Annotated in this window: 13 protein-coding genes and 1 pseudogene; 6 read left to right on the top strand and 8 right to left on the bottom strand. The window is 71.9% G+C overall.

Annotation, left to right across the window (positions count from 1 at the left end):
- Positions 1-100 precede the first annotated feature (100 nt).
- Positions 101-1202 (bottom strand): annotated as a pseudogene (locus ACZ69Q_RS07310) (IS630 family transposase).
- Positions 1203-1584: 382 nt separating this feature from the next.
- On the opposite strand from ACZ69Q_RS07310, the gene ACZ69Q_RS07305 reads away from it, so the two are divergent.
- Entirely contained in the window at positions 1585-2232 is a 648-nt protein-coding gene (locus tag ACZ69Q_RS07305; RefSeq protein WP_471037733.1) for a PAS domain S-box protein, read from the top strand.
- On the opposite strand, the gene ACZ69Q_RS07300 is transcribed toward ACZ69Q_RS07305, so the two are convergent.
- Positions 2163-3086 (bottom strand): DUF3626 domain-containing protein, encoded by a 924-nt coding sequence (locus ACZ69Q_RS07300; protein ID WP_471037730.1) that lies wholly within the window; start codon positions 3084-3086, stop codon positions 2163-2165. The two genes, ACZ69Q_RS07305 and ACZ69Q_RS07300, sit on opposite strands and share 70 nt — an antisense overlap.
- A gap of 84 nt (positions 3087-3170) precedes the next feature.
- Here ACZ69Q_RS07300 and ACZ69Q_RS07295 point away from each other — a divergent pair, with 84 nt between their 5' ends.
- Entirely contained in the window at positions 3171-3665 is a 495-nt protein-coding gene (locus ACZ69Q_RS07295; protein WP_471037727.1) for an FBP domain-containing protein, read from the top strand.
- Positions 3666-3683: 18 nt separating this feature from the next.
- On the opposite strand, the gene ACZ69Q_RS07290 is transcribed toward ACZ69Q_RS07295, so the two are convergent.
- A complete protein-coding gene (locus ACZ69Q_RS07290; protein WP_471037725.1) occupies positions 3684-5018 on the bottom strand; it encodes an erythromycin esterase family protein in 1335 nt (444 codons plus the stop codon).
- Positions 5019-5280: 262 nt separating this feature from the next.
- On the opposite strand from ACZ69Q_RS07290, the gene ACZ69Q_RS07285 reads away from it, so the two are divergent.
- From ACZ69Q_RS07285 to ACZ69Q_RS07275, 3 genes are all read left to right on the top strand, one after another.
- Entirely contained in the window at positions 5281-6534 is a 1254-nt protein-coding gene (locus ACZ69Q_RS07285; protein WP_471037722.1) for an FUSC family protein, read from the top strand.
- A gap of 45 nt (positions 6535-6579) precedes the next feature.
- Positions 6580-7635, top strand: a complete 1056-nt coding sequence (locus tag ACZ69Q_RS07280; protein WP_471037719.1) for a hypothetical protein — start codon at positions 6580-6582, stop codon at positions 7633-7635.
- A gap of 136 nt (positions 7636-7771) precedes the next feature.
- Entirely contained in the window at positions 7772-8992 is a 1221-nt protein-coding gene (locus ACZ69Q_RS07275) for a lactonase family protein (RefSeq protein ID WP_471037716.1), read from the top strand.
- Here the strand turns inward: ACZ69Q_RS07275 and ACZ69Q_RS07270 are convergent.
- Both ACZ69Q_RS07270 and ACZ69Q_RS07265 read right to left on the bottom strand, forming a co-directional pair.
- Positions 8960-9685, bottom strand: a complete 726-nt coding sequence (locus ACZ69Q_RS07270) for a DUF2470 domain-containing protein (RefSeq protein ID WP_471037714.1) — start codon at positions 9683-9685, stop codon at positions 8960-8962. The genes ACZ69Q_RS07275 and ACZ69Q_RS07270 overlap by 33 nt on opposite strands.
- 104 nt (positions 9686-9789) lie before the next feature.
- A complete protein-coding gene (locus tag ACZ69Q_RS07265) occupies positions 9790-10398 on the bottom strand; it encodes a TetR/AcrR family transcriptional regulator (protein WP_471037712.1) in 609 nt (202 codons plus the stop codon).
- 116 nt (positions 10399-10514) lie between these two features.
- On the opposite strand from ACZ69Q_RS07265, the gene ACZ69Q_RS07260 reads away from it, so the two are divergent.
- Positions 10515-12053 carry a cytochrome P450 gene (locus ACZ69Q_RS07260; protein WP_471037709.1) on the top strand — a complete coding sequence of 513 codons (1539 nt, stop codon included), beginning with the start codon at positions 10515-10517 and terminating at the stop codon, positions 12051-12053.
- Here ACZ69Q_RS07260 and ACZ69Q_RS07255 read toward each other — a convergent pair.
- From ACZ69Q_RS07255 to ACZ69Q_RS07245, 3 genes are all read right to left on the bottom strand, one after another.
- Positions 12015-12845, bottom strand: coding sequence for a pentapeptide repeat-containing protein (locus tag ACZ69Q_RS07255; RefSeq protein ID WP_471037707.1), 831 nt, complete (start codon positions 12843-12845; stop codon positions 12015-12017). The genes ACZ69Q_RS07260 and ACZ69Q_RS07255 overlap by 39 nt on opposite strands.
- Before the next feature lie 119 nt (positions 12846-12964).
- Complete coding sequence (gene sigJ, locus ACZ69Q_RS07250) at positions 12965-13867, bottom strand: RNA polymerase sigma factor SigJ (protein ID WP_471037702.1); 903 nt, start codon at positions 13865-13867, stop codon at positions 12965-12967.
- 41 nt (positions 13868-13908) lie between these two features.
- Positions 13909-14652: a PIG-L deacetylase family protein gene (locus ACZ69Q_RS07245; RefSeq protein ID WP_471037698.1), complete on the bottom strand. Its 744-nt coding sequence runs from the start codon at positions 14650-14652 to the stop codon at positions 13909-13911.
- Positions 14653-14658: the final 6 nt, after the last annotated feature.

The following is a 14658-nucleotide window of genomic DNA, read 5'->3' as shown; positions in this document are numbered from 1 at the left end:
CAGTGCACCAGGATGAACACAGGTGAGCCGGCATGGCCGCTCAGGACGGCATGACGACCGCGTCCGTATGACTGCAGCGTGGGGCCGGAGCATGGAGCGATCAGCGCATCGCTTCGGCAACTACTGAGGTCGGCGCTTCAGGGGGCGCCGGTGGCTCAAGGCAGAGTCCGGTTCCGGTGAAGAAGCCGTCGAGGAGGTCGGGCCGGTACTGCAGGCGGCTTGAGCCGGTTGCGAACGAGCGTCTCCAGCCGGTCGAGGGCGACCGAGGCGGGGTTGGCCAGACTGCGCTTGACGTGCGCCCACAGACCTTCGACCGGATTCAGCTCCGGTGCGTAGGCCGGCAGCAGGAACACCGTCAGCCACTCCCGCGCGGCGATCAGTTGGCGCATCGCGTGCGAGACATGGGTGTTCAACCGGCCCCACACCAGCACGATCGGCGCCTTGACCAGGTGATGGATGCCATCGAGCAACCGGATGCAGTCGCGCTCGCCCATGCTGCGGCGCTCGCCTTTCCGGCCGGCGTGTGCACGCAGTCGGTGGCACAACCGGGTCCGCGCCCCCGGGGCGGACGGCAATCAGACCGGCCACCGACAGCCGTCCGGAGCGACGGCCGCTGACTGTCACGACCGGTGCGGTCCCGCGCCGTCCCCAGGTTCGGCCTCTGAGCGGCCGACGGGTGAACCCCGCTTCGTCCTCGAAGCAGATCCAGCCCCCGCAGGCCGCCCGGGCGCTCTTACCTCCGCCCAGGTCGCCTCCTTCCAGACGGTCACGGCCTGCTCGTCGCGTTCGGCCACCCGCCGCGCCGGCATCTGCGGGCTGAAGCCCAGGCTGTGCATGAGCCGGGTCGCGCCCGAGACGCTGTAGGAGACGTGGAACTTCCGTCCGATCAGTATGGCCACCCGGCCGGCGGTCCACACCTGGTCCTCTGTCCAGCCGTGGGCGGCCGGACCTTGGTCGAGGTACTCGGCCAGCCGGGCCAGACAGTACGGCGAAAGCCGAGTGCGTCGCCCGCCCGGCCCGCGGGAGGTCAGCACCGCCGACCCTTCGTTCCTCCATATTCGATGCCACTGGTAGGCCGACTTTCGGCTCACCCGCAGCCGCCGGGCGACCTCGGGCGGCTTGACTCCCTGGGCGAACAGCTCGCCGGCCTCCCGGCGCGCACGCCCCTCGGCCGTCAGCCCGCCACCATCCGCATATCGCACAGCCAGTGGTCTACAGCCCATCGTGACTACCCATCAGCGAGATCACCAAATTCGTCACCCTGAAGAGCCGGCCTCAGTAAGCCAAGGTCCCGGATGTCGTCATGGCGGCCCAGGCCGGCCATGCCAACGCGGGCGTCACCAAGAAGTACTACGTCCACGTCTCCCTGGAACCTCCCACAGGCCGCTGAGGCCCTCGATTCGGGGCTGATGACGCGGCGCTCGCAGGGAGGCGACACAAGCGCCGTGTGAGAGATTGTGAGACATCAGAGGTAATTGATCACGAAATCTAGCCTCTGACCTGGGTATTTAGCTTTGACTGCACTAGATGATTATGTAGTGCGCAGCAATGACTCGCTCTTGCACCGGGTCTCCGGAGGTGCTGATGGACTGGACCCATCCGGGGGCCGTCGTGTGGCGCAATCGCGCCCTGATGGTGTTCGACCGCGTCTCCGTGCCGGTCGCGGTCTGTGATGTGTACGGCGCGGTCCAGCTCGCCAATCCGGCGATGGCCGCGGAGTGCGGTACGACCCCGGGGCGGTTGCGCGGCCGGGATGTGCTGGAGCTGTTCCGGCCGCAGGAGGCGACGCAGGTCGAGCGGATCGCCGAGGCGCTGCGGCTGCGACACCGTTCGCGCTATCAGGTGTCGGTGCGCTGGCAGGCTCCCGACGGTGCGGAGCGCTACGGGGAGCTCACGGCGGACCCGGTGAGCGACACCGTGGAGGACACGCCGGCGCTGCTGGTGATGCTCCGTGTCCTGGGTGAGCGCGAGCCGTCTCCCGAAACGCCGCCCACGCGGGTCACGCCGATGGAGGCGCGCATCCTGGCGCTGCTCGCCGGGGGCGCCACCACTGCGCGGGCCGCCCGGGAGACCGACCTGACGGTGGACGGCGTGAACTACCACCTGCGGCGCCTGACGGCACGGTGGAGCGCGGCCAACCGTACGGAACTGGTCGCCCGCGCCTATGCGCTGGGCGTGCTCGCCCCCGGCGTGTGGCCGCCGGCGCCCACCGCCTCGGCCGGGCCGGAGTAGGCCGTGCCCGCACCTTCCGGGGCACCGAAGCGCGCCAGGGTGTGCCAGACCTTCTTCAGGTCCTGGAGCTCGTACCGTCCGGTGCGCGCGGCGTCCCCGATGACGCGCGGGTCGACACGGCCGTCCTCGGCGATCCGGGCGCCCAGGTCGACGTACTCCTGGCCGCGGTACTCCGCGTGGCGGCGCAGTTCGGGCACGGTGAGGCGGTAGCCGGGGTGCCATTCGACCGGGCAGGGCAGCAGGCGGGCCGCGGTCTCGACCCGGGTGCCGCGGTAGCCGGCGTCCAGGACGACGGCCTCCACGTCACGTGAGAGGACGACTCCGCCATGGATCTGCGCCTCGACGTAGTCGTCGAGGGCGTCCCGGTCATCGGCCTCCGCGAGGGCGAGCAGATGCAGGCCGGCGGCGACCCCGAAGTCGGTCGGTTCGGCCGCGCTGTCGGGGTAGCAGAAGGTGGCGCGGGCGAGGGCCTCGCCGGTGAGGCGGAAGTGCGAGGAGCCGAACCGCGGGGCGGCGCCGACGACTTGGCGCCGGAAGTTCAGCGCACCGTACACCGGCCGCTCGGGTGCGCTCGCCTCGTCGTACGCCCCGCCGAAGATCCGGCTCTCCCAGCGCCACCGGTCGCCGCCCGGGTGGGCCGTGAGTCCGCCGTTGCTGGTGCCGGTGACGAACTGCGAGTGGTACGTGCCGTCCTCGGCCAGCGCGCGCAGGATCGGCACGCCCCGCACCAGCCGGTCCGGGTGGAAGTTGAGGGTGATGCGCACGTCGGGGTCGAGGGCCGGCCCCGCGGAGGAGGCCGCGACGTGCCGCAGTGCCGCCCGGGCACGAGGTGCCCCGAGATCGCCGAAATTCACTGGCTCCCCTTCGTCCAGCCTGCCTAATCTAGCTCGTAACCTAGGACCCCTAGGTTTCGCTGGACCGACCCCAGGAGGCTCCCCATGAGGGCACTCGCCGAGCAGGAAATCCGCAACTCATTTATCAACTGCTCGAAAGGGGAGGCCAAGCGCGTGTCCCTCCCCCGCGATCTCGACGAACGCCCCTGGGACGACCTCGACTTTCTGGGCTGGCGCGATCCGGGGGCACCCGATCGCAGCTATCTGGTGACCGAGCGGGAAGGGCACCTCGTGGGTGTCACCTTCCGATTCCCGTCCTCCCGGCGCGGGTTCCTGCACCGCAGCATGTGCTCCCTGTGTCTGACGACCCATCCGGGCGGCGGGGTCTCGCTGATGACGGCCCGCAAGACGGGCACGGCCGGCCGCGAGGGCAACTCGGTCGGCCTGTACATGTGCACCGACCTCGCGTGTTCCCTCTACGTCCGCGGCAGGAAGACCCCGGGGCTCGGGAGCCGCTTCGAGGAGAGCCTGACGGTGGAGGAGCAGATCGCCCGGACGAGGGGCAACCTGTCCTCCTTCCTCGACACGCTGTACGCCTGACGGCACCGGGCACCGGGCCTACCGGTCCCGCAGGCGCGCCGCCTCCACCCGGTGCAGATGGATCAGGACGTCGTGACTGCGGGCGAGCGCGATGTCGTGCGGGCCGTCCGGGTAGGCCGTGCCGATGCTGCGCGTCGGCCGCGCCTGCCGCAGCCAGTCATGGGCCGGCGCCCCGACGGACCGCAGGTCGAGCACGTAGTCGCGGTACCGCACCCGGTCGAGGGTCCGCTCGTTGCCGCCCGGGCCCGCGGGTCCCAGCGTCCAGCGGCGGATGACCTCGTCGTCCGGGCCGGTGGCGTTGAACGAGCCGCGGCCGAAGGTGAGGCCGACGCTGACATAGCCCGCACCGAGGCTCTCGCGCAGGAACGCGCCCTGCACCTTCGGGTTCTGCTCGGGCTCCTCCGGCACATAGCCGACGTGGTTGTTGTGCGCCGACAGCAGCACCTTGGTGCCGGTGTGCCTGTGCCACCACACCACGTTGGCCGCCATCGCCCCGTCGCGGTAGCGCATGGCGGCGGCGATCCCGGCCGGGTCGGTGAAGTCGAAGGCGTACTGCCGGGCGGTCTGGTCGATCACCCTCGCATGCTGGACGGCCCGGTCGTACGCCTCGCCGCCGGCGCCCGGGGTCTGCCGCTCCAGCAGCCGCAGCGCCTTACCCGTGCGCTCCGCGCGGTCCTTGCGTTCGGCGTACGGCAGGGTCAGGTACCGCTCGATGTACGCCCCGGTCTGCACGGTGGGCCGCAGCCCGCGGTAGAGCTCGGCCAGTTGGGCGGCGAGCTCGGGGTGGGCGCCGGCCGCGAAGCCCTCGACGGCGTCGTACAACTCGGGTCCGGTCCAGGCGATGTCGTCGCCGATGAAGCGGACGGGGTCGTCGGGGTGGCGGACGTTGTACGCGCGCATCCACTCGAGGAGTCGCAGATAGTCGGTGTTGTTCCACCACAGGTAGTCCCGCTGGAACTCCTCGCGCATGACGCGCCGGGGGTCGCCCTTGCCGTACAGGACGTAGTCGTTGAGGCGCAGGCCGGTGCTCCAGCAGGTCTCCAGGGCGAAGGTGCGAAAGCCCTTCTCCTTCACCAGATGGCGCAGGACGCGGTCCTTGAGGGCGAAGAAGTCGTGCGAGCTGTGGGTGGCCTCACCCAGGCCGACGACCCGGGCGTCACCGATCATCCGGTCCAGCGGGCGTAGATCACGGCTTTCGCCGCCGGGTTCGACGGTGCGCAGCGGATGGGCCGCACGGTCGAGCGCCCCGACGACCGTGGTGGGGGTCGGCGCCGCCGTGGCCGGGATGCCGGTCGTCATGGCGGCGAGGATGATGAACAGGGTCAGTACTAATCCGGTCCGATGCCGTCTCATGATCCAAGGCTTGCGCTCCGGGCGGGCGGGGACCATCCGGCGGCCCACCGTCCGCGAATGGGGACAACCACGGGGTGGCGGCGGGGGTTCTCCCCCAGTCCCGGACCCGGTCGGCCGATCGGCCTCGCAGCCGGGTGTCGACGATCACCGGCGCAGCCCCTTGCCGTGACACGGCCACTGCGATCAATCTGGGGTTCCTTGCGGACCGTTACGTTCCGCAAGCGGTGTGTGGGATGCATCAGCGAAAGGGAACAGCCCGAGGATGCGAGTGGCACGTGAGGACACGCCGTACCGGGAGCGGCTGGCGAAGCTGGGCCGGGACCCCGTGGTCGTCCAGACGCTGCGATCGGCGGCCGCGGCGACGATCGCGTACGTCATCGCGCTGCGCCTGAGCCCCGAGGCCGCACCGCTGACGGCCCCCCTGACCGCGCTGCTGGTCGTCCAGGTCACCTTCTACGCCACGCTCACCAACGGCATCCGCCGGGTGAACTCCGTGGTGGCAGGCGTCCTGGTGGCCATCGCCTTCAGCCTCCTGGTCGGCCTGACCTGGTGGAGCCTCGCCCTGCTGATCGTGGCCTCGCTGGCCGTCGGGCATCTCGTGCGGGTGAACGAGTACGTTCCCGAGGTGGCGATCAGCGCCATGCTGGTCCTCGGCGTCACGACCGTCGGGGACACGGCGTGGGCGCGGATTCTGGAGACCCTGATCGGCGCGGTGGTGGGGCTCGGCTTCAATCTGCTGCTCGCGCCGCCTGTGTGGGTGGACGAGGCCGGGGAGTCGCTGGAGGATCTGGCCCGCCGGCTGCGGCAGTTGATGTTGCGCATCGGCGAGGAGGCCGCAGGCCGGCAGCCCTTCGAGCAGGCCGCGGCCCGGCTGCACGAGGCGCGCCGGCTCGACCACGACATCGTCGAGGTGGATGCGGCGCTCAGGCAGGCCGAGGACAGCCTGCGACTCAATCCCCGCGTGCGCGACAGCCTGCTGCACCGCGTGGTGCTGCGCACCGGGCTGGACACGCTGGAGATCTGCACGGTGGTCCTGCGGGTGCTCGCGCGCACCATGACCGACCTCGCCAAGGACCGCGAGCCCGAGCCGCTGTTCGCCAAGGAGACGGGCGCGGTCATCGACCAGCTCCTGTCCGAGATCGCCGATGCGGTGGTCAGCTTCTCGGTGCTGGTCACCACGCATGTCAGCAGCAACGCCGACGCGGCGGAGTCCCGGCTGTCCGCGGAGCTGCGCACGGCGGCGGGCACCCGCGACAAGCTGGCCGTGCTGCTGCGCGAGGAGGCCGCCCGCGAGACGGAGCGCTGGCAACTGCTCGGCGCCGTCCTGACCGAGGTGAACCGCATGATCGACGAGCTCGACACCGAGCACCGCTCGCATCGGCTGCTGGAGGAGCTGGACCGCGTGTCGCAGGAGCAGCGCGTGCGGATGCCGGGGCTGACCCGGCTGCGCGAACGGATGGGCGTCCAGGAGCAGCTCTGGCGGAACCGGACCGGGATGGGCGGGCGTTCTCGCTAGGGGAACGCCGGGACGTGCCGGCGCCCGAAGCGAGGGAGCGGGCCGATGGCCGACACGACGGTACGGATCGACGGAAACACCCTGTGGCTGCCGGGCGGCGTGGCCGTGCGGTTCATCCGCACCTTGCGGCTGCCGGAGTCGGGCACGCATCCGCTGCCGCCGGGGCTCGGCGAGTTCCCGGTCCGACGGGTGGCGGACTTCCCGGACACCGTTCCCGAGGCGTGGCGGGCGCGCGGCGGGGTGATGCTCCCGGTGTATCTGCGCGAGGCGATGTGGCTGAGCTTCGGGGGGACGACGGACCCGGCCGCCCTGCAGGTCGGGGTGGGCAAGGTGTGCGCGGTCTCGGGGAAGCCGTGGAGCGACCGGCTCGCCCGCAAGCCGCAGAACTACCTCGTGCTGCCGCGCCAGCCCTGGCTGGACGGCATCAACTCCGGCAAGGGCACGGTCCGCCAGTTCGTGGCGGTGCCGCTGGGACTCGGCGCGACCGTCGAGGGCCAGGTCACCGGCGAGGAGGTCTGGGGCGGCGTACAGCTTCAGTCCTTTGCGCTGAAGGAGCCGAAGCTGGCGGCCTGGCGTGAGGAGCAGCGGCGCAGGGCACAGGTGCCGCCCATGCCGCAGTTCGGCGGCTACGGCGCCGCGATGCCCATGGCCGCGCCGCCCGCTCCGGGTGCTCTCCCCGCACCCGCCGGCGCCCCCGGGGGCGGGGCACCCCGGGCCGCCGCGGCGATGGGGCTGGGCGTCGGCGGTTCGATGCGCCAGGAGGTCTACGAGGACGACCGTCCGCTGTCGGACTGGGCCGAGCGGCCCGGCGGCCGGGTGTTCGTCCATCTGGTGACGCCTCCGGAGTGGCGCCGGATCACCGGTGAGGCTCCCCCGCCGTCGCCGGTCGACCGGGCCGCGTACACGCGCGCGGGGCTGCCCTGGTTCGACTACTACGACGAGGACGCCGGGGATCTCGCCCCGACCGACACGCTGGGGGCGGTGCAGCCGGTCGGTGAGTGGCTCGGCGACGACCACGAGCCCTGGCAGGCGCCGACGCCGGGCCAGGTGGTGCCGCTGAAGGACGCGCAGGGCAAGCCGGTGGAGGACGGCGACTGGTAGGCGGCTGCATACGGAGGCCCACCACTTCGCCACCATTGCACAGAGTGCAACGCCTGTTGCCGTTCTTGCGCCGGGCGGGTGATCCACGCCAAGGTTGCTGTCGCGACCACGACGACCGAGGACCTGAGGTGTGGACATGGGCAGTGGTGGGCTGAGCAGGCGCCGGTTCGTCGGGACCCTCGCGGGGTCGGCCGCCGGAGTGACTCTCCCGGCGGCCACGGCGTGCGACGACGCGCCCGCCCCCGCTGACACGGCCGACGCGGCGACGTCCGAGGCGAGCAGCCCCGAGGCCCGCCCGAGCGCCCAGTCCGAGAGCCGCGGGCCGTCCGGGCCGCGCCCGCTGTACCTGGGCACCTACACCTCCATGGAGGGCGGCGGCCAAGGCATCGGCCTCGCCACGTACGACCCGGGCACGGGCGCGATCACCGCCACCGGGACGATCGAGGGCGTCGCCGACCCGTCATATCTGGCACTGCACCCGAACGGCCGGACGCTGTACGCGGTCAACGAGCGCGAGGACGGCGCCGTGACCGCCGTCCGTGTCGCCGACCGCGAGGTTCTGGGCAGTCGGAGCACCGGCGGCGCGGCGCCCTGCCATCTGTCGGTGCATCCCGGCGGACGCTGGCTGCTGAGCGCCAACTACGGCACGGGCAGCGTGGCCGTGCATCCGATCGACGCCTCGGGCGCGCTCGGCGAGCGCACCGACCTGGTCACGCACTCGAGTCCGGCGCCCGGTCCCGGCCAGGACGGCCCGCACGCCCATCAGTTCGTCACCAGCCCCGACGGCCGCCATGTGCTCGCCGTCGACCTGGGCACGGACACCGTCTACACCTACCGCCTCGACGAGAAGGCGGGCACGCTCAGCGAGGTCGCACGGGCGCAGACCAAGCCGGGCGCTGGCCCGCGTCATCTCACCTTCCACCCGGGCGGCCGCTACGCCTATCTGGCCAACGAGGTCGACAACAGCGTCGCGGTCTGCGGGTACGACCCCGGCACGGGCCGGCTGACCATCGGCGCGGAGCAGGAGACCGGCACGGGCTCGGGCACCAGCTATCCGGCGCAGATCGCGGTGACGCCGAACGGCCGGTTCGCCTATCTCGCCAACCGGGGCCACAACAGCCTCGCGCGCTACGCGGTGGAGGCGAAGGGCGCCCGGCTCACGCTGCTCGACACGGTGCCGGTGTCCGGGGACTTCCCGCGCCAGATCGCCCTCTCCCCGGACGGCGCGCTGCTGTTCGCGGCGAACCAGCGCTCCGGCACCGTCAGCGTCTTCCACGTCGACGGGACGAGCGGTGAACTGCGGCTCGCGGGCGAGCCGTTCGCGTCACCCGTCGCCGTCTGTGCGCTGCCGCTGTAGGGCGCGCGGGCAGGAGGCGGCGCTGGCCTGGGAGAGCAGGATGTGCATGCGCTCGGTGAGCTGGGCGACGTCGTCGGCGGGCCGGTGGAACGGCAGCCGTACGTCGCCGTGGGAGCGGGCACGCTCGATGCGCAGGGTGAGTCCGTGCCGGTCGACGGCGAGCGGCTGGACACGGACGGCGCCGTGCAGGCTGTCGGAGTCGACGAGGCGGGTCAGCCGCTCGACGGCGTCCGGATGGCAGTCGGCGAGATGGGTGAGCAGCCGGGCCTCGGCTATGGCCAGCGGATCGGGCGCGGCGGCGGCGAACTCCTCCAGGTCGACGACCTTCGCACCGGACGGCTGCCGCAGCACCACACGCGTCGCCCGGAAGGCGAGTCTGCCCTCCTCGGGGGTGAACCAGCCGGACAGCCAGAGCCGGGAGCGGATCCGCTTGCGGACGGGCACGGGGGCGACGTCGGCGAACTCCAGGACGGCGGAGGGCTCTCCGCGCGGCGCGCAGATCGCGGCCGTGACGAGCACACTGTCCTGCGGCACCTCCAGCAGGACACGTCCGTCGTCGGTCACGGTGTGCGCGCCCACGAGCTCCTCACGGCAGCTCTCCGCGGTCACCCCGCAGGACCACGCGCCGGCCAGCACCGACCGGGCTCGTTCCGCCACGGAAGGCGCGGCCGTCCAGGTTTGGCTGTCACCCATCCCATACCTCCTTAGGTAAGCCTTGCCTAACCTATCGAAGATCGAGCCGCAGGCCAACCGGCACCGCCGATCCTGTGCGATGTCTTTGCCGAGGTGAGGGACGCTCAGGAGGCGATGACGCCCAGCAGGGCACGGGCACACAGGTCGCGCACCTGCTCCCGGGAGAGGTCCGCGCCTCGCAGCCACTCCAGACAGACGGCGGTGGTGAACGCCAGCCAGCCCCGCACGGCGAGCGGGACATCATCCCGCTGCGCGTAGACCTCACCGAACTCGGGGTCCGCCGCCATCGCCGCGAGGATCTGCTTCTCCTGTGCGGCCAGGGCCCGTTGATAGACCTTGCGCACGGCCTGGTCCCCGGCCGCGTCGGCCCGATGGAAGGCGCGGTAGCCATGGGCGTGCGCCTCGACGTACTCCAGGAACGCGTCGAGTCCGGCGCCGAGCTGTTCGCGCACCGGAACACCGGGCACGGCGGCCGTCATCCGCAGCATGCGCTCGCTCTCGCGCTCGACGACGGCCGCGAAGAAGTCCCGCTTGGTCGGGAAGTAGTGGTAGAGCAGCCCGCGAGAGACTCCGGCTATCTCGGCGACCTGCTCGATCCACACCTCGTCGTACGGACTCTCCGAGAACAGCCGCGCCCCGACCGCGAGCAACTGCTCACGACGCTCCTCGGTGCTGAGCCGGCGTCGCGTGCGCTCACCCTGGTTCGCGGCCATGCGCGCACTTTACTTGACGTGGATTCAATAGCGGGATCAGACTGAAACGCGTTATTGAACCCACGTACAACGAGCGCCGCGCCGCAAGCTGTCGCCGGATCAAGGGAGATCGCGTCATGGCGGATACGACGACCGGGACCGGACTTCCGAAGGGATTCCGCAGCGCCGAGCGGGGCTGGCCCGAGCTGTTCCGCATACCCCATCCCCCGCACCGGCTCCCGCTGCTCGGCGATGTGCTGGGCGCGAGCAGGCGTACGCCGCTCCAGGACTCCCTGCGCTTCGCCCGCGAGCTGGGGCCGATCTTCCGACGCCGGGCGTTCGACCGGGAGTTCGTCTTCGTGTGGGGCGCGGAACTCGCGGCGGACATGGCGGACGAGGCGCGCTTCGCCAAGCATGTCGGGCTCGGCGTCGCCAATCTGCGGCCCGTCGCCGGGGACGGCCTGTTCACGGCGTACAACCACGAGCCGAACTGGCAGTTGGCGCACGACGTCCTGGCACCCGGGTTCAGCCGGGAGGCCATGGCCGGCTACCACCCGATGATGCTGGCCGTGGCCGGCCGGCTCATGGACCACTGGGACCGCGCGCTCGCGGCGGGCCGGGCGGTGGACGTGCCCGGCGACATGACCAAGCTGACCCTGGAGACCATCGCCCGCACCGGGTTCGGGCACGACTTCGGCTCGTTCGAACGCGCCCGCCCGCACCCCTTCGTGACCGCGATGGTCGGCACGCTCAGCTACGCCCAGCGGCTCAACACCGTGCCGTGGCCGTTCCTGCTGCGGCGGGCCGCGCGCCGCAACGAAGCCGACATCGCCCACCTCAACGACACGGTCGACGACCTGGTCCGCGCTCGCATCGCCGACGGGCCCGGGGACGGTGACCTGCTGGACCGCATGCTCCGGACCACGCACCCGGAGACGGGCGAACGGCTCTCCGCGCAGAACGTCCGCCGACAGGTGATCACCTTCCTGGTGGCCGGCCACGAGACCACCTCCGGCGCGCTCTCCTTCGCCCTGCACTACCTCTCCCGCCACCCCGATGTCGCGGCCCGCGCCCGAGCCGAGGTCGACCGCGTCTGGGGCACGACGGCGACGCCCGGCTACGACCAGGTGGCGCGGCTGCGCTATGTGCGCCGGGTGCTCGACGAGGCACTGCGGCTGTGGCCGACGGCGCCCGCCTTCGCCCGGGAAGCCCGCGAGGACACCGTGCTCGGCGGGGTCCATCCGATGCGGCGGGGCGCCTGGGCGCTGGTGCTGACGGCGATGCTGCACCGCGATCCGGAGGTCTGGGGCGCGGACGCCGAGCGGTTCGACCCGGACCGGTTCGATCCTAAGGCGGTACGGACGCGGGCGCCGCACACCTTCAAGCCGTTCGGGACGGGTGCGCGGGCGTGCATCGGGCGCCAGTTCGCGCTGCACGAGGCCACATTGGTGCTGGGCCTGCTGTTGCGCCGCTACGAGTTCAGGAGCGACCCGGCGTATCGGCTGCGGGTGGCGGAACGGCTGACGCTGATGCCGGACGGGCTGCGGCTGAACCTGGAGCGGCGGGCGGCCGTGCCCGTGGCCGGCCCGGCGGTGTCGGCCCCGGCGGTGTCGCCCCCGGCCGAGGACGACGCGTCGTCAGGTCTTCGCTGTCCAGTGCACGGGTCGGCCGACTGAGGCGGGCAGCCGGGTGCCCGCGCTGCCCCGGGCCGCGTTGAGCTGGGGCTGGGTCAGGAAGAAGGCGCCGGTCAGATCGGCGTCCGTGAGGTCGGTGTCGCGCAGGTCGGCGCCGATGAGGTCCGCCCCGCGCAGATCGGCGCCGGTCAGGTCGGCGGCTATGAGGTAGGCGCCGCGCAGGTTCGCGCCCCGCAGGTCCGCGCCCCTGAGGCGAGCACCCATCAGGTCCGCGCCCCGGCGTTCCTTCTTACGGCCCTGCACACCCTGGCGCGCCAGCTCGCTGGTCCTGAGCAGCAGGACGTTGACCTTCTGCCGGTGGGCGGCCACGTCCAGCGAGGCGAGTTCCTCCGGGGTCAGGCGCGTGAGGGCGTCCGTCGCGTCCAGGAGTTCTCGCAGCTCGGCGTGGACGGGCCGGGCGGCGGGCAGGGTGACCGCCTCGGTCAGGTACCAGAGCAGCTCGTGGAGCTGGCGGACGACCGGGAAGACGTCGAACATCCGCCGGGCGTGCTCGCGGGAGCCTCCGCGCCAGTCCTGCCCGGCGAAGGTGACCTGCGAGACCTTCTGTCCGGCGCCGAAGCAGTCATAGACCGTGCAGCCGGTGAAACCGCTCTGCCGGAGCCGGGCGTGGATGCCGCAGCGGTGGTCGTCCTGGAGGTTCCGGCAGGGCGTACCGGCGTCCTTGTCGAGCGCGAAGTCCGCCGAGGCGGTGAAGGGCAGCGCGACACAGCACAGCCCGAAGCAGTTCGCGCAGTCTCCGTGCAGGTCGACGAGGTCGCCGGGGTGATCTTGCATGTCACCACCCTAATGTCCGGCTCGGCACCGGAGCTCGGAGGGCACCGGTGGCCTCCTCCCCGCCGGGCGGGTGGTCGGCCCGCGCCGCGGGGTCGGCACGCCGGTCGTGGCGGCCCGACTCAGCCGCCGAGGTCCGGCAGAGCGAGGCCGCCCAGCCGCTCGGGGTCGGCCAGGATGTACATGTGCGTGATCCGGCCGCCGGCGATGGTGACGCCCATGACCGACTGCGGCCGCCCCTCGGGCGCGTGCAGGACGCCGACCTCGCCGTTGACCAGTACGAACTGCGCGTACTGTGCCAACTGCGCGAACAGCAGCGCCTGTTCGGCCACCGGCTTCGCACCGCGCACCAGCTTGGACGCCGCCACGCCACGCACCAGCGGCCCGGAGTCGGCGCGCAGCACCACCTCGGGGTCGAGGACCGCGAGCAGCGCCTCGAAATCGCCGGCGCGGGCGGCGGCCATGAAGGCGTCCAGGACCTGCCGCTGCCGGCCGAGGTCGGGCTCGCTCGACGGCGTGGCGCCCTTCACACGCCGCCGGGCACGGCTTGCGAGCTGCCGGGTGGCGGCCGAGGAGCGCTCCACGATCGACGCGATGTCGTCGAACGGCACCGCGAACATGTCGTGCAGCACGAACGCGATCCGCTCGGCGGGCTCCAGCGTTTCCAGCACCACGAGCAGGGCCAGGCCCACCGAGTCGGCCTGGAGCACCTCCTGTTCCGGATCGATCTGCGCCAGGGGGCGGATCACCGGGTCCGGTACGAAGGTGTCGTCCAGGGGCTCCTCGTGGCGTCGCGAACGGGAGCGGAGCATGTCCAGGCAGACCCGGCCGACCACTGTGGTCAGCCAGCCGCCGAGGTTGTCGATGGCGTCCGCGTCCGTGCGGCTCAGCTTCAGCCAGGCCTCCTGGACGGCGTCCTCCGCCTCGGCGAGCGAGCCGAGCATGCGGTAGGCGACCGCCTTGAGATGGCTGCGGTGCTCCTCGAAGCGGACCGCCAGAAGTTCCGTGTCGTGTGTGCCGTTCATGTCGTTCACCGTGCCCCCGTCTTCCGCGTCGCCGGCCGGGACTACCGGCTGAACAGCTCGAACGCCACGGCCGGCTTCCCGCCGAACCGCTCCCCCGTCGACCGGGCGTTCTCGGTGAGGAAGCCGCGGACGTAGGTCTCGGGGTCCTCGTCGGTCAACACCTCGATGTAGGTACGGTGTTCGAGCAGCGAGTGCACCGCCCGCTCCAGGCCAGGCGTCGCGTCGACCGCGTGGGTGGGGGTGCTGGAGCCCGCCACCGCGACCCAGCGGACGCCGTTCCACGGCTGAAGGCCCTGCTCGATCAGCTCCGGGAAGATCCAGCGGTTGCCCGCGTCGCCCGCAGCGTCCAGCGTGGCACGTCCCACGGCCACATGGTCCGGGGTGTTCCAGGCGACGCCGCCCCAGGTGTCCCGGTGGTTGAGCGTGATCACCAGCTCGGGCCGGTGCCGGCGGATCGCGGCGGCGATGTCGCGGCGCAGGGCGGTGCCGTACTCGATCACGCCGTCCTTGTGGTCGAGGAAGTCCACCGCCGTCACGCCGACGACCGCCGCGCTGGCCCGCTGCTCGCGCTCCCGCAGCGGGGCGCACTTCTCGGGTTCCAGGGTGTCGATGCCGGCCTCGCCGCGGGTCGCCAGGACATAGGCGACCTCGCGGCCGGCGTCGGTCCAGGCGGCGATCGCCGCCGAGCAGCCGTACTCGAGGTCGTCCGGGTGCGCGACGACGGCGAGCGCGCGCTGCCAGTCGTCGGGCATGGCTTGGAGCTGAGTGATCGTCGGCTCGGTCATGCCCGC

It is taken from the genome of Streptomyces sp. NPDC036764 (assembly GCF_055609385.1).
This window is presented reverse-complemented; position numbering and strand designations above follow the sequence as displayed.

Excerpts from the sequence above, each read along its gene's own strand:
- ACZ69Q_RS07265 (WP_471037712.1), bottom strand. The coding sequence starts at position 10,398 with ATGGCCGCGAACCAGGGTGAGCGCACGCGACGCCGGCTCAGCACCGAG.
- ACZ69Q_RS07260 (WP_471037709.1), top strand. The coding sequence starts at position 10,515 with ATGGCGGATACGACGACCGGGACCGGACTTCCGAAGGGATTCCGCAGC.
- ACZ69Q_RS07305 (WP_471037733.1), top strand. The coding sequence starts at position 1,585 with ATGGACTGGACCCATCCGGGGGCCGTCGTGTGGCGCAATCGCGCCCTG.
- ACZ69Q_RS07245 (WP_471037698.1), bottom strand. The coding sequence starts at position 14,652 with ATGACCGAGCCGACGATCACTCAGCTCCAAGCCATGCCCGACGACTGG.
- ACZ69Q_RS07275 (WP_471037716.1), top strand. The coding sequence starts at position 7,772 with ATGGGCAGTGGTGGGCTGAGCAGGCGCCGGTTCGTCGGGACCCTCGCG.
- ACZ69Q_RS07255 (WP_471037707.1), bottom strand. The coding sequence starts at position 12,845 with ATGCAAGATCACCCCGGCGACCTCGTCGACCTGCACGGAGACTGCGCG.
- ACZ69Q_RS07285 (WP_471037722.1), top strand. The coding sequence starts at position 5,281 with ATGCGAGTGGCACGTGAGGACACGCCGTACCGGGAGCGGCTGGCGAAG.
- ACZ69Q_RS07290 (WP_471037725.1), bottom strand. The coding sequence starts at position 5,018 with ATGAGACGGCATCGGACCGGATTAGTACTGACCCTGTTCATCATCCTC.
- sigJ (WP_471037702.1), bottom strand. The coding sequence starts at position 13,867 with ATGAACGGCACACACGACACGGAACTTCTGGCGGTCCGCTTCGAGGAG.
- ACZ69Q_RS07295 (WP_471037727.1), top strand. The coding sequence starts at position 3,171 with ATGAGGGCACTCGCCGAGCAGGAAATCCGCAACTCATTTATCAACTGC.
- ACZ69Q_RS07280 (WP_471037719.1), top strand. The coding sequence starts at position 6,580 with ATGGCCGACACGACGGTACGGATCGACGGAAACACCCTGTGGCTGCCG.
- ACZ69Q_RS07270 (WP_471037714.1), bottom strand. The coding sequence starts at position 9,685 with ATGGGTGACAGCCAAACCTGGACGGCCGCGCCTTCCGTGGCGGAACGA.